Below are 12,817 nucleotides of genomic sequence, written 5' to 3'. Positions count from 1 at the left end.
GTGGCGGGGGTGGTGAGCCGGTGACGTGGCCGGTCGGGGCCCGTGCCGACGGGAGTGCCGGTGCGGGCGCGTGTGGGGCGCCGGTCGGGGGCGTCGTTCAGTCGGTCGTGCGCTCGCCGAGCGATGCGAGGATCTCGCGGCGCAGCGCCACCGTCGCGGCGTCACGGTGCGCGGCGCGCTCCCGTGGCCGGGGGACCGTCCGCACCCGCCCGGTGCCGAGCAGCGCGACCCGGTCGCCGAGGAACAGCGCCTCGTCCACGTCATGGGTGACGAAGACGACGGTGGAGTGCGTGCCTTGCAGCACCGTCACCAGCAACTCCTGCATTCCGGCGCGGGTTTGTGCGTCGAGCGCGCCGAACGGCTCGTCCATGAGGACGGCGCGCGGCTCCCCCGCCAGGGCGCGGGCGAGCTGCGCGCGCTGCCGCTGACCACCGGAGACATGGTGCGGCAGCCGGGCGGCGTGCTCGGTGAGACCGACCCGCGCCAGCCAGTCGTCCGCCCGCGCGCGGCGCTCCGCGCGCGGCACGCCCCGGATGGCCAGCGGCAGGACGACGTTGGCGCGCAGGCTGCGCCAGGGCAGCAGGGCGTCTTCCTGGAAGACCAGCGCCCGGTCGGCGGCGGGCCCGTCGATCGATTCGCCTGCCTGCCCGACCTGCCCGCCGAGGGGCGGCAGCAGACCGGCGAGGGTCCGCAGCAGGGTGGACTTGCCGCAGCCGGACGGTCCGACGACGGTCAGGATCTCGCCGGGGGCGACATCGAGGTCCAGGCTGCGCAGTACGGGACTGCCGGGGCGTCCGAGCACGGCGTCACGGAGCGTCAGCCGCACGCCGCGGCCCGGCGCCTGGGAGGGGACGGATGTGGTGACGTCGGTACTGGTCACGACGGTGCTCGCTCTCCACGGTCAGGGGCGGACCGGCCGGCCCGCCACCGGATGCGGCCGGTGGACGGCTCGGGGCGGCCGGAGGCGGTGCGCGGCAGCCAGCGGGTCACCCGGCGGCCCAGCAGCTCCACCGCCGTGGACGTGAGCCAGCCGAGCAGCCCGATGGTGGCCATGCCGACGAAGACGCCCGGATAGTCGACGATCGTGTAGTCCTGCCAGGTCCGGTAGCCCACGCCGTACTCGCCGGAGATCATCTCGGCGGAGATCACGCAGATCCAGGCGACGCCGATACCCACCGACAGCCCGCCGAGGATGCCGGGCAGCGCCCCCGGGAGCACCACCGACCACAGGACGCGCCACCGTCCGCCGCCCATGGTGCGCACCGCTTCCTCCCAGACCGGCGTCAGTGCCCGTACGGCGTGCCGGGTGGAGACGGTGACCGGGAAGAACGCGGCGGCGAAGGTGATGAAGACGATGCCCTGCTCATTGCCGGGGAACAGCAGGATCGCGACCGGAACCAGCGCGATCGCCGGTATGGGGCGCAGGACTTCGAGCAGCGGGCCGAGCAGATCGGCGGCGAGCGGCGACCTGGCGACGGCGGTGCCGACGGCGATGCCGAGGACCGCCGCGAGGGCGAAGCCGCTGAGGATCCGCGTGAGGCTGTCGGTGAGGTCCTGCCAGTAGGTGGCACGGGCGAGCCGCAGGCCGAACTCGTGGGCGGTCTCGGTGACGGTCGGCAGCTGCGAGAAGCGCAGCCACCCGTTGACACGGAAGTGCGTCAGCAGCTGCCACAGCGCCAGCGCGGTCAGGAGCGAGGCGGCGCGCCGCGCGTGGCGGGCCCAGGTCCGGCGGCCCCCGGTCCTGGCCGGGGCACCGGCCTTCGGTGCCCCGGCCAGGGGTGACACCTGCTCGACGGGTGCGCTCACCTGGCACGCTCCAGCGCGGCGGCATAACGGATGGTGCGGGCGCCCGGATGGTCGTCCACCCAGCCCTGGGCGGTCGCCGCGGTGGCGAAGGGCAGGAGCCGCTCGCCGTCGCGGACCCAGACCGAGCGGTTCGCGTACCAGCGGGTGCCGGTCGTCGCATCGGCCACGTACGCGGCCCGGACCCGGCCGGGGTGCGCGGCGGCGAACCGCAGCAGGGCCGACGGTTCGGCGAAGGAGTGGGTGCGGTCCTCGCCGCGCAGCCACACCTCGTGCGCCGACGGATGGGCGGTGGAGCGCCGCGCCTTGGCGTAGCCGCCGCCGTACGACTGCTTGACGTAGTGGTCGTCGACGAACGCGTCCACATCGACAGGACCGGTCAGCTTCGCCGAGCGGAGCACCGCGACGTCCTTCTTCAGGGCCGCGACGAGGGCCGGCTTGAGCGTGGGATCGAAGGTCGCGATGCCGCCCGCGCCGTTGTAGAGGTAGACCACCTCGGGCGGCAGCCCGGTGGACCTCGCCACCCGCTGGGCGGCGTCGACGGGATGGTCCTTCAGGTAGCGCGTCGCGTCACGCTGCGCCGCCAGGAACGCCTTGACCACGGCCGGCCGCCGGTCGGCGAACGCGTCGCGCACCGTGACGCCGTGGAAGGTGGGCAGGTTCAGCGCGCCACCGTCGTAGAGCGCCTTCGCCTTGCCCTGGAAGGCGAGCAGCCCTGGCCAGGCCACGAACTGCGAGAGGGCGTCCGCGCTGCCCGACTGCAGGGCCGAAGCACCCACCGCCGGCTGCTGGTTGAGTTTGCGGATGCCGCGCTCGGGGTCGATCCCGGCCTGCTGGAGGGCCCGTACGAGGGTGCCGTCGGCGGCCGAACCGACGCTGGTGGAGACCTTCTTGCCGCGCAGATCCGCCAGCGAGCGCAGCCGGGAGCCGGGTGCGGTGACGACGGTGTTGAGCGCGCCGCGCAGGTTGTAGCCGGTGGTGGAGATCAGCCGGGTGGGGGCGTCCAGCTGCTTGCCGCGGGCCGCGTTGAGCAGCAGCGGGAAGTCGCCCATCGAGCCGATGTCGACCTTCCCCGCGACCATCTGAGCGGTGATCGGCGCACCGGTGGCGTAGTCCTGCCACACGACCTTGTACGTCTTGCCGTCGCGGCGGCCCTGGGCGCGCAGCTCGCGCTCGAAGGAGCCGAGCGAGCGCAGCAGGGTGCCGGCGGTGACGGTGTTGATGGTCTTGGACTGGTAGCCGACGGTCACGGTCACCGTGTTGCCGTCCGCGGCGTCCGCGTCGGTGCCGCAGGCGGTGAGCGAGGAAAGCAGGGCCGTGGACAGGGCGGCGGCGAGCGCGGCACGGCGGGCCGGGCGGCCGGCCGGCGCGGACGCGGCCGGCGCGGACGGGGGCGGCAGCATGAGCGGGGAACCTTTCATCGCAACAGATAGGGCATGTTGACCGTGACCGCGCCGGTCGGGCAGCGGGCAGCGCACGGGCCGCAGTACCAGCACTCGTCGACGTGCATGTACGCCTTGTCGCTGGCCGGGTCGATGGCGAGCGAGTCGAGCGGACACATGTCGACACAGAGCGTGCAGCCGTCGATGCACTTGGACTCGTCGATGGTCACGGGCACGTCGGCACGTTGGGGCGCAAGAGGCATGGCGGTCTCCAGAACACGGTGCGAGCAGGCAGGGCAGGGCAGGGGCGGGGCGGGTGTGGCGAAGGGGGATGGGCGGGCGCCGGGAGAGGGCGCGGACAGGTCAAAGAACAGCGAGCTGACCACCGTCGGCGGGTGCGGGCTCCCGTCGGCAGGGCTCGGGCGGGCGATGGCAGGCCCGGATGGTGAGGCGGTCCCCGCGCCGGGGACCCTTCATTCCTTGTGCCCTTGCTCCCTGAGGCGTGTCCGCCCTAGGACCTTGGGGGAGTACGGAGTTCGGGCCGGCGGGGAGGCCGGCCAGGTGACTGATGCGTGCCCGCATCAGAACAGCCGCACCGCGCGGGGCTTCCCGTACAGCCGGCCCGGGCGCGGTCGGCGCGGAGCCCGCCGCGGCGGGTGGCCGCGACCGGACTCGTGTGCTGGCGGATACGTTCGGCTGGCATGCGGTGGACCATACCGACGCGACGGCGCACATGGTGTTGCTGAAGTGTTGCGCCACCTGACGCTCCCTAGGCACCCCTTTGACCTGCTGTTTTGTCGCGGCAACGGCAAGATCTGCCACTTGCGCGCACAGCGGGTACCGCCGCGTGGCCCTCCCGCGGGCAGCGGCGCCCCTCGGGCGTAACGTCGCGCGGCCGGCCGGTGCGTGGCAGGGTGGGCGGTTCGTCAACTGCGCGGAAGGAGACCAGGAGTTGGCCGAGCGATATCCGGCGATCGAGCCGTACGACACGGGGATGCTCGACGTCGGCGACGGCAACCTCGTGTACTGGGAGGTCTGCGGCAACCCCGACGGCAAGCCCGCCCTGGTCGTCCACGGCGGACCGGGGTCGGGCTGCACGGCCGGCGCGCGCCGGCACTTCGACCCCGACCGCTACCGCACCGTCCTGTTCGACCAACGAGGCTGCGGCCGGAGCACCCCGCACGCGAGCGACCCGGCCACCGACATGCGGCACAACACGACCGGGCATCTGCTCGCCGACATGGAGCGGCTGCGGGAGCACCTGGGCATCGACCGCTGGCTGCTCTTCGGCGGATCGTGGGGTTCGACGCTGCTCCTGGCGTACGCGCAGCGCCACCCGCACCGCGTGTCGGAGATCGTCATCCCCGGCGTCACCACGACCCGGCGCTCGGAGATCGACTGGCTCTACCGGGGCGTCGGCCGGTTCTTCCCCGAGGAGTGGGAGCGCTTCGCCGCCGGCGCCCGCGGCGCGCCCCGTGACGGCGACCTCGTCGGGGCGTACGCCCGTCTGATGGCGGACCCCGACCCCGCCGTCCGGGAGCGGGCGACCGCCGACTGGTGCGCCTGGGAGGACACGGTCCTCTCCCTGGAGCCGTCCGGCAGTGCCCATCCCTACGGCGACCGGCCCTCCGCAGCCCGGGTGGCGCTGGTCCGGATCTGCTCGCACTACTTCTCCCACGGCGCGTGGCTGGAGGAGGGCGCCCTGCTGCGCGACGCCGGGCGACTCGCCGGCATCCCCGGGGTGCTCATCCACGGGCGCCAGGACATGGCGGGCCCAGTCGGCACCGCGTGGGAGCTGTCCCGGGCCTGGCCCGACGCCCGGCTGATCGTCCTCGACGACGCCGGGCACAAGGGGAGCGACGCCACGCAGGCCCAGGTGATCGCGGCGCTCGACCGGTACGCGGGTACCTGACCCGCCGGGCGCCCAGGGGTGCCGGCGGGTCGGGCGGCCCGCCCGGGGGCCGCGACCTTGATGTCGGATTCTCGCCAGCCGGGGTCGGGGGACTGAGGAATCCTGAGGTCATGCACACCGACATCGAGCGCTGTCTGCGGGCCGTGCAGTCCAAGGACGCCCGCTTCGACGGCTGGTTCTACACCGCCGTGCTCACGACCCGAATCTACTGCCGCCCCAGCTGCCCGGTAGTGCCGCCCAAGCCGGAGAACATGCGCTTCTACCCGAGCGCCGCCGCCGCTCAGCAGGCCGGGTTCCGGGCCTGCAAGCGCTGCCGCCCGGACGCCAGCCCCGGCTCGCCGCAGTGGGACGAGCGGGCCGACCTGGTCGCCCGCGCCATGCGGCTGATCGCGGACGGCGTCGTCGACCGCGAGGGAGTCCCGGGGCTCGCCGGCCGCCTCGGTTACAGCACCCGCCAGACAGAGCGCCAGCTCCTGGCCGAACTCGGCGCGGGGCCGCTCGCCCTGGCCCGCGCCCAACGCGCCCAGACCGCCCGGCTGCTGGTGGAGACCACCGCGTTGCCGATGGCCGATGTCGCCTTCGCCGCCGGCTTCGCCAGCATCCGTACCTTCAACGAGACCGTCCGGGAGGTCTTCGCGCTCGCCCCGACCGAGCTGCGCGAGCGCGCCAGGCCCGGCCCGCGCACCGCCGCCCCCGGCACCCTCACGCTGCGGCTCCCCTTCCGGCAGCCGCTGAACCCCGACAACCTCTTCGGCCACCTCGCGGCCACCGCCGTCCCGGGCGTCGAGGAGTGGCGGGACGGCGCCTATCGCCGCACCCTCACGCTGCCCTACGGCCACGGCATCGTCGCCCTCTCCCCGCGCCCCGATCACATCGACTGCCGGCTCGCCCTCACCGATCTGCGCGACCTCGCGGGTGCCATCGCCCGCTGCCGCCGGATGCTCGACCTCGACGCGGACCCGGAGGCCGTCGACGGGCTGCTGCGGGAGGATCCGCAGCTGGCCCCGCTCGTCGACAAGGCGCCGGGCCGCCGCGTCCCGCGCACCGTCGACGCCGACGAGTTCGCGGTCCGCGCGGTGCTCGGCCAGCAGGTCTCCACCGCCGCGGCCCGCACCCACGCGGGGCGGCTGGTCCTCGCGCACGGCGAGCCGATCGACGACCCGGGCGGCGGCCTCAGCCACCTCTTCCCGTCCGCCGCGGCACTCGCCACGCTGGATCCGGAGTCCCTGGCCATGCCCCGCACCCGCCGCGCCACGCTCACCGGCGTCATCGCCGCCCTCGCCTCCGGGGGCCTGCACCTCGGCGTGGGCAGTGACCGGGAGGAGGCCCGCGCGCGGCTCGCGGAGCTGCCGGGCGTCGGCCCGTGGACCGTCGAATGCATCGCGATGCGCGCCCTCGGCGATCCCGACGCCTTCACCCCCACCGACCTCGGACTGCGCCGCGCCGCCGCACGGCTCGGTCTGCCCGACACGCCCGCGGCTCTCGTCAAGCGCTCCGCGATCTGGCGTCCCTGGCGTGCCTACGCCGTCCAGTACCTCTGGGCGACGGACGACCACCCCATCAACCGTCTCCCCACGAACTGAGTCCCGCTGCCATGACCGCTCCCATGCCCCAGCACCCCCACCACACCGCGGACGCGCAGGCCCGCACCCACACCGTCCTGGACGGCACCCCGGTCGGCCCGCTGACCCTCGTCGCCGAAGGCGCCGCCCTCACCGGCCTCTACATGACCGACCAGCGCCACCGCCCGCCCCAGGAGACCTTCGGCCTCCCCGCGGACCCCCGTGAGGCCCCCTTCGCCGCGACCATCGCCCAGCTCCAGGCGTATTTCCGCGGCGAGTTGACCACCTTCGACCTCCCGCTGGCGCTGCGCGGCACGCCCTTCCAACGACGGGTCTGGGCAGCCCTGTGCACCATTCCGTACGGCCGGACACTCAGCTACGGCCGGCTGGCCGAACGTCTCGGCGCACCGTCGGCGGCCCGCGCGGTAGGGCTGGCCAACGGACGCAACCCGGTCGGGATCGTCGTCCCCTGTCACCGAGTCGTCGGCGCCAACGGCAGCCTCACCGGCTACGGCGGCGGCCTGGACCGCAAGCGCCAACTGCTCGCCTTCGAGCGCGAGGACAGCGCCCTGTTCCCGGCGGAAACCTGGGGCTGAGGCACCGCGGCCAGGGGGTGAAGCCGCGCTACGCCCCCTGGCACGCGGGCGGCGGGGCCGCTGCCGGAAGCCGCCGCGCGGCGGCGCACATCACGCCGACACGCCGGCAGCGCCCGCAGGCGGCACGCCGTCCTCCAGTTCCGCGGGGCCGCCGCCCTCCGCGAGGACCTTGAGGGCGGCGCCGAGGCGCAGGGCCATCTGCGCGCTCACCAGGGTCCGCGCCTCGTCGAGGTGAACCAGCCGCCAGGACAGCAGCTCCTCCTCCTGGAGCCGGATGGCGGCGAGCCGATCCGGCTCCAGCACCCCGCCGTCGAAGAGGTACGACACCAGCGGCGGCCGCCCCTCCCCGCGCACCCAGTCGACGGTGAGCAGCGCGCCCAGCTCGACGTCCAGGCCGATCTCCTCGGCGGTCTCGCGGCGGGCGGCCTGCCGGGGCGACTCGCCGGCGTCCGACTCGACGGTCCCGCCCGGCACCAGCCAGGTGTCGCGATAGTTGGGCTCCACCAGCAGGATGCGGCCGTCCGCATCCCGGAAGACGGCACCCGCTCCCGCGAGCACACGGGGCAGTCCGGCGAGGTAAGTGGCGTAATCCATGGTCGTCACGGCGCGAGCCTAGAGCGTGTCCGGCGGATCTTCGAGCCCGCGCAAAGGCGCGTTCGACCGCGCCTGCGACCGGTCGGCCCTGTTCGCCGGGCCGCTCGCCGGATAAGGTCACAGCGGCGCGACTGCCAGTTCGAAAGCAAGGGGAAACACGGTGGCGGACGCAGCAAGGACAAACACAGCACATGTGCTGATCGCCGCGGATAAGTTCAAGGGTTCGCTCACGGCCGTCGAGGTCGCCGAGCACGTCACGGCCGGTCTGCGACGCGTGATCCCCACGTTGGACGTGGCGGCCATACCGGTCGCGGACGGCGGTGACGGCACGGTCGCCGCGGCGCTCGCGGCCGGCTTCACCCGGCACCAGGCCCGGGTCACCGGCCCCACCGGCAGTCCGGTGACGGCCACCTTCGCGCTGCGCGCCGACGGCACCGCGGTCGTGGAGATGGCGGAGGCATCCGGCCTGCAACACCTCCCGGAGGGCGTCTTCGCACCTCTCACGGCGACCACGTACGGCACCGGCGAGCTGCTCCTCGCGGCGCTCGACGCGGGCGCGACCTCGATCGTCTTCGGTGTCGGCGGCAGCGCCACGACCGACGGCGGCGCGGGGATGCTCGCGGCGCTCGGCGCCCGGTTCCTCGACGCGGACGGCGAGCCGGTGGCGCCCGGCGGCGGCCCGCTCCAGGCTCTCGCCACGGCTGATCTGTCGGGCCTCGACCCCCGGCTGGCGCACACCGACATCGTGCTCGCCAGCGACGTCGACAACCCGCTCACGGGCCCGAAGGGCGCGCCCGCGGTCTACGGCCCGCAGAAGGGCGCGAGCGAGGAGGACGTCGCGACGCTGGACGCCGCCCTCGCGCACTACGCCGAGGTGCTGGAGCGCACCGTCGGCGCCAAGGCCGCGGAGCACGCCCTGGCGCCCGGAGCGGGCGCCGCGGGCGGCATCGGCTACGGCGCGCTGGTCGGCCTCGACGCGGCGTTCCGGCCCGGCATCGACGTCATGCTCGATGTGCTGGGCTTCGCACCCGCCCTGGCCCGCGCCACCTTCGTCATCACCGGCGAGGGCTCGCTCGATCAGCAGACGCTGCACGGCAAGGCGCCCGCGGGGGTGGCCGCCGCCGCGCGGGCCGCGGGCATCGACGTGGTCGCGGTCTGCGGCCGGCTCGCGCTGCCGCAGGACGCGCTGGTCGCGGCCGGCATCCGGCGCGCCTACGCGCTGACGGAGCTGGAGCCGGACCCGGCGCGTTGCATGGCCGAGGCGGGCCCGCTGCTGGAGCGGGCGGCCGAGAGCCTGGCCCGCGACTTCCTGGTCTGAGCCGGCGGCAGGGAGGGCCGGCACCGGGCGACCTCAGCCCGCTGCCGGCCCTCCCTGCCCCCTTGCGGGCGTAAGAGCCCGGCAGCGGCTTCTCCCAGCCCTCACCCCGGAGAAAGTCTCCAGCGGCGTACAGAGGCCCACAGAGCCCCCACAGGCCCTTCTCCGACACCTCACGGTTCCACGGGCGCTCCGGGTCCCCCGAAAACGCGAGAGCCCCGAGCGCAGGATGCGCTCGGGGCTCTCGGCGTTGTGGGTGCGGGTGGGCTACGGGTGCTGCGCGGCGCGCGCCTCGCGGCGGTTGTCGCGGAAGGTGTTGACCCTCCGGGCCGTCGCGAACAGCGGGATCATCGCGCCCATGACCACCTGCAGGGCGCAGCCGGTCTGCAGCAGCAGCTGGCCACCGGGGGCGTCCAGCGCCCAGGCCGCGAGCATGCCCATGCTGAGCACGATCCAGCTGAGCATCGCCACCGCGAGCCGACCCCGCGGCTTGGGGTACTCGACCCGGCTCACCATCAGCCAGGCCACCCCGATGATCGCCAGCAGCGTCGGCAGGAACGGCAGCTCCAGCAGCACGATCGCGACGACGGTCAGGGCGCCGAACGGACTCGGCATGCCCTGGAAAATTCCGTCGCGCAGCGTGACGCAGGAGAACCGCGCGAGCCGCAGCACCACCGCGAGCAGCACCACGACCGCCGCTACCAGCGACACCCGCTGATGCGCGTCCTGGGCGACCATGCCCCAGGTCACGACGAAGTAGGCGGGTGCCAGGCCGAAGCTGATCAGGTCGGAGAGGTTGTCCAGCTCGGCCCCCATCGCGGAGCTGCGCAGCTTGCGGGCCACCAGTCCGTCGAAGAGGTCGAACACCGACGCGAGCAGCATCAGGATCACGGCCATGGCCGCGCTGTGCCGGGCCATACCGCCGTCCTCGGTCCCCGTCAGGTGCGGGATGAGGACGCCGGTGGTCGTGAAGTACACGGCCATGAAGCCACAGATCGCGTTGCCGAGGGTGAGGGTGTCCGCTATTGACAGCCGCGTGGACAGCGGCATGTCGTCCTCTTCCTCGGTCTCGGGTGCCCAGCCCGCCTGCGTCTCGGGATCAATCACGGTCAAGACGAGTCACCCCCGCGGTGGTGGCCTGGCCGACCTCGACCGCTGCCTCGACGCCCTCCGGGAGGTAGACGTCGACCCGCGAGCCGAAGCGGATCAAGCCGATGCGTTCACCCTGCTCGACCTTGGTGCCCTGGGGCACGTACGGGACGATGCGCCGAGCCACCGCGCCGGCGATCTGCACCATCTCGATGTCGCCGAGCTCGGTGTCGAAGTGCCAGACGACCCGCTCGTTGTTCTCGCTCTCCTTGTTGAACGCCGGAACGAATCCACCGGGGATGTGCTCCACGGACGTCACCGTGCCGGCCAGCGGCGCGCGGTTGACGTGTACGTTCAGCGGGCTCATGAAGATCGCGACGCGGGTGCGCCCGTCCTTCCACGGCATGATGCTCTGCACCACGCCGTCGGCCGGGGAGATGACGCGGCCCTGAGCGATCTCCCGCTCCGGGTCGCGGAAGAACCACAGCATGCCCGCCGCCAGTGCGGTGGTGGGCACGGCGACAGCAGCCCAGCGGCCCGACCGGCGGGACCGGGCGAGGCTGACCGCTGCCGTGGCGACGGTCGGCAGGAGCCACGGCGACGCTCCGCGCGCGAGGCGGACACGACCGCGTTGTGCAGAGGATTGGCTGTGGGGCATGGATGACCTTCGTAGCGGAGGATGCCGCGTATGGGTACGGGGGACGGCGGCTTTCCGGGGATGCTATCGGTTGCGGGCGGCAACTGGCCAAGAGCCAGAGCCAATCCATGGCCGAAGAACGATGACGGGGTGTGATCTTCGTCAAGACGAAAGCGCCCCAAACAGGGCGTTCACCCCTGGATTCGGTACTCCTCCAGTAGCCGGCGACCAATGATCATTTTCTGGATCTCGGCGGTACCTTCACCGATCAGGAGCATCGGGGCCTCGCGGTAGAGACGCTCGATCTCGTACTCCTTGGAGAAGCCGTAGCCGCCGTGGATGCGGAAGGCGTCTTCGACGACCTCCTTGCAGTACTCGGAGGCCAGGTACTTCGCCATGCCCGCCTCGAGGTCGTTGCGCTGACCCGAGTCCTTCTTGCGAGCGGCGTTCACCATCATTGCATGGGCCGCTTCGACCTTTGTGGCCATTTCGGCCAGTTTGAACTGGATGGCCTGATGCTGGGCGATGGGCTTGCCGAAGGTGTGTCGCTGCTGGGCGTAGGAAACCCCCAGCTCGAAGGCTCGCTGAGCGACACCGCAGCCGCGCGCGGCCACATTGACGCGGCCGACCTCGACGCCGTCCATCATGTGATAGAAGCCACGTCCGGTCTCGCCGCCGAGCACCCGGTCGGCCGGGATCCGCAGGCCGTCCATGATCAGCTCGGTGGTGTCGACCCCCTTGTAGCCCATCTTGTCGATCTTGCCCGGAATGGTCAGGCCGGGCCGCACCTCGCCGAAGCCCGGCTCCTTCTCCACCAGGAAGGTCGTCATCGACTTGTGCGGCGCGGTGCCCTCCGGGTGGCCCTCGTCGGTCTTGCACAGCACCGCGACGAGGGTGGAGGTACCACCATTGGTGAGCCACATCTTCTGGCCGTTGAGGACGTACTCGTCGCCGTCCCGCACGCCCTTGGAGGAAATGGCCGACACGTCGGAGCCCAGCGCCGGCTCCGACATCGAGAAGGCGCCGCGGATCTCGCCCGCCGCCATCTTCGGCAGGAAGTGGTCCTTCTGCTCCTGCGTGCCGTGCTGCTTGAGCATGTACGCCACGATGAAGTGGGTGTTGATGATGCCCGAGACGCTCATCCAGCCGCGCGCGATCTCCTCGACCGTCAGCGCGTAGGTGAGAAGGGACTCCCCGAGGCCGCCGTACTCCTCGGGGATCATCAGGCCGAAAACGCCGAGTTCCTTGAGGCCCTCGACGATCTGCGTGGGGTACTCGTCCCGGTGCTCCAGCTCCGTGGCGACCGGAATGATCTCCTTGTCCACGAAATCGCGGACGGTGGAGAGAATTTCCCGCTGAATGTCTGTCAGGCCCTCGGTCTGCGAAAGGCGACTCATCGCTACTTCTCCTTCTTTGCCGGAGGGGCCTGCAGCTCGGGGCGGCCGGGCTGCTCGCCGCCGCGCTCCTTGATGTAGGTCTCGGTGGGGACCATCACCTTGCGCCGGAAGACGCAGACCAGGGTGCCGTCCTGCTTGTAGCCCTTGGTCTCGACGTACACGATGCCGCGGTCCGTCTTGGACTTCGACGGCGTCTTGTCCAGCACCGTCGTCTCGCCGTAGAGCGTGTCGCCGTGGAAGGTCGGCGCGACGTGCTTGAGGGACTCGATCTCCAGGTTGGCGATGGCCTTCCCGGAGACGTCCGGCACCGACATGCCCAGCAGCAGGGAGTAGATGTAATTGCCGACCACGACATTCTTCCCGAAGTCGGTGGTCTTCTCCGCGTAGTTGCTGTCCATGTGCAGCGGGTGATGATTCATCGTGAGCAGACAGAAGAGGTGGTCGTCATATTCCGTGACGGTTTTCCCCGGCCAGTGCTTGTAGACATCGCCGACGGTGAACTCTTCGTAGGTACGGCCGAACTGCATCGC

13 protein-coding genes are annotated in these 12,817 nt (G+C 72.3%); 4 read left to right on the top strand and 9 right to left on the bottom strand.

Annotated elements, in window-relative coordinates; genetic code table 11:
* Positions 1 to 97: 97 nt before the first annotated feature.
* The 4 genes from ACH4FH_RS09245 to ACH4FH_RS09230 are packed head-to-tail and all read right to left on the bottom strand — an operon-like array spanning position 98 to position 3,448.
* Positions 98 to 880, bottom strand: coding sequence for an ABC transporter ATP-binding protein (locus tag ACH4FH_RS09245; protein WP_398555124.1), 783 nt, complete (start codon positions 878 to 880; stop codon positions 98 to 100).
* Positions 877 to 1,806 (bottom strand): ABC transporter permease, encoded by a 930-nt coding sequence (locus ACH4FH_RS09240; RefSeq protein ID WP_398555123.1) that lies wholly within the window; start codon positions 1,804 to 1,806, stop codon positions 877 to 879. The genes ACH4FH_RS09245 and ACH4FH_RS09240 overlap by 4 nt, the downstream gene beginning before the upstream one ends.
* Complete coding sequence (locus ACH4FH_RS09235) at positions 1,803 to 3,206, bottom strand: ABC transporter substrate-binding protein (protein WP_398555122.1); 1,404 nt, start codon at positions 3,204 to 3,206, stop codon at positions 1,803 to 1,805. The genes ACH4FH_RS09240 and ACH4FH_RS09235 overlap by 4 nt, the downstream gene beginning before the upstream one ends.
* Before the next feature lie 14 nt (positions 3,207 to 3,220).
* Complete coding sequence (locus ACH4FH_RS09230) at positions 3,221 to 3,448, bottom strand: ferredoxin family protein (RefSeq protein WP_393891784.1); 228 nt, start codon at positions 3,446 to 3,448, stop codon at positions 3,221 to 3,223.
* 689 nt (positions 3,449 to 4,137) lie between these two features.
* Between ACH4FH_RS09230 and pip the strand changes: the two genes are divergently transcribed.
* The 3 genes from pip to ACH4FH_RS09215 all read left to right on the top strand — a co-directional run bounded on the left by pip (position 4,138) and on the right by ACH4FH_RS09215 (position 7,255).
* Positions 4,138 to 5,097, top strand: coding sequence for a prolyl aminopeptidase (gene pip / locus ACH4FH_RS09225; RefSeq protein ID WP_398555121.1), 960 nt, complete (start codon positions 4,138 to 4,140; stop codon positions 5,095 to 5,097).
* Between the two features lie 110 nt (positions 5,098 to 5,207).
* The gene (locus ACH4FH_RS09220; protein WP_398555120.1) at positions 5,208 to 6,680 is read left to right on the top strand and encodes an AlkA N-terminal domain-containing protein; all 1,473 of its coding nucleotides are present in this window, start codon (positions 5,208 to 5,210) and stop codon (positions 6,678 to 6,680) included.
* A gap of 11 nt (positions 6,681 to 6,691) precedes the next feature.
* Complete coding sequence (locus ACH4FH_RS09215; protein WP_398555119.1) at positions 6,692 to 7,255, top strand: methylated-DNA--[protein]-cysteine S-methyltransferase; 564 nt, start codon at positions 6,692 to 6,694, stop codon at positions 7,253 to 7,255.
* A 90-nt stretch (positions 7,256 to 7,345) separates the two neighbouring features.
* On the opposite strand, the gene ACH4FH_RS09210 is transcribed toward ACH4FH_RS09215, so the two are convergent.
* Positions 7,346 to 7,849, bottom strand: coding sequence for an NUDIX domain-containing protein (locus tag ACH4FH_RS09210; RefSeq protein WP_398555225.1), 504 nt, complete (start codon positions 7,847 to 7,849; stop codon positions 7,346 to 7,348).
* A gap of 193 nt (positions 7,850 to 8,042) precedes the next feature.
* Here ACH4FH_RS09210 and ACH4FH_RS09205 point away from each other — a divergent pair, with 193 nt between their 5' ends.
* Complete coding sequence (locus ACH4FH_RS09205) at positions 8,043 to 9,167, top strand: glycerate kinase (RefSeq protein ID WP_398555224.1); 1,125 nt, start codon at positions 8,043 to 8,045, stop codon at positions 9,165 to 9,167.
* 264 nt (positions 9,168 to 9,431) lie between these two features.
* Here the strand turns inward: ACH4FH_RS09205 and pssA are convergent, their stop codons facing one another.
* The 4 genes from pssA to ACH4FH_RS09185 all read right to left on the bottom strand — a co-directional run bounded on the left by pssA (position 9,432) and on the right by ACH4FH_RS09185 (position 12,814).
* On the bottom strand, positions 9,432 to 10,277 hold the full coding sequence (gene pssA / locus ACH4FH_RS09200; protein WP_398555118.1) for a CDP-diacylglycerol--serine O-phosphatidyltransferase: 846 nt from the start codon (positions 10,275 to 10,277) through the stop codon (positions 9,432 to 9,434).
* Complete coding sequence (locus ACH4FH_RS09195; protein WP_042161276.1) at positions 10,264 to 10,911, bottom strand: phosphatidylserine decarboxylase; 648 nt, start codon at positions 10,909 to 10,911, stop codon at positions 10,264 to 10,266. Before ACH4FH_RS09195 ends, pssA begins: the two co-directional genes overlap by 14 nt.
* Positions 10,912 to 11,081: 170 nt before the next feature.
* Entirely contained in the window at positions 11,082 to 12,287 is a 1,206-nt protein-coding gene (locus ACH4FH_RS09190) for an acyl-CoA dehydrogenase family protein (RefSeq protein ID WP_393891777.1), read from the bottom strand.
* A 2-nt stretch (positions 12,288 to 12,289) separates the two neighbouring features.
* Entirely contained in the window at positions 12,290 to 12,814 is a 525-nt protein-coding gene (locus tag ACH4FH_RS09185; protein WP_398555117.1) for a MaoC family dehydratase, read from the bottom strand.
* Between the last annotated feature and the right edge of the window lie 3 nt (positions 12,815 to 12,817).

This window comes from Streptomyces sp. NPDC017993, assembly GCF_044328065.1.
Lineage (GTDB): Bacteria > Actinomycetota > Actinomycetes > Streptomycetales > Streptomycetaceae > Streptomyces.
This window is presented reverse-complemented; position numbering and strand designations above follow the sequence as displayed.

Bases quoted from the DNA above. Each gene is read 5' to 3' on its own strand.
- ACH4FH_RS09235 (WP_398555122.1), bottom strand. From the start codon at position 3,206: ATGCTGCCGCCCCCGTCCGCGCCGGCCGCGTCCGCGCCGGCCGGCCGC.
- ACH4FH_RS09220 (WP_398555120.1), top strand. From the start codon at position 5,208: ATGCACACCGACATCGAGCGCTGTCTGCGGGCCGTGCAGTCCAAGGAC.
- ACH4FH_RS09230 (WP_393891784.1), bottom strand. From the start codon at position 3,448: ATGCCTCTTGCGCCCCAACGTGCCGACGTGCCCGTGACCATCGACGAG.
- ACH4FH_RS09210 (WP_398555225.1), bottom strand. From the start codon at position 7,849: ATGGATTACGCCACTTACCTCGCCGGACTGCCCCGTGTGCTCGCGGGA.
- ACH4FH_RS09215 (WP_398555119.1), top strand. From the start codon at position 6,692: ATGACCGCTCCCATGCCCCAGCACCCCCACCACACCGCGGACGCGCAG.
- ACH4FH_RS09185 (WP_398555117.1), bottom strand. From the start codon at position 12,814: ATGCAGTTCGGCCGTACCTACGAAGAGTTCACCGTCGGCGATGTCTAC.
- ACH4FH_RS09190 (WP_393891777.1), bottom strand. From the start codon at position 12,287: ATGAGTCGCCTTTCGCAGACCGAGGGCCTGACAGACATTCAGCGGGAA.
- ACH4FH_RS09195 (WP_042161276.1), bottom strand. From the start codon at position 10,911: ATGCCCCACAGCCAATCCTCTGCACAACGCGGTCGTGTCCGCCTCGCG.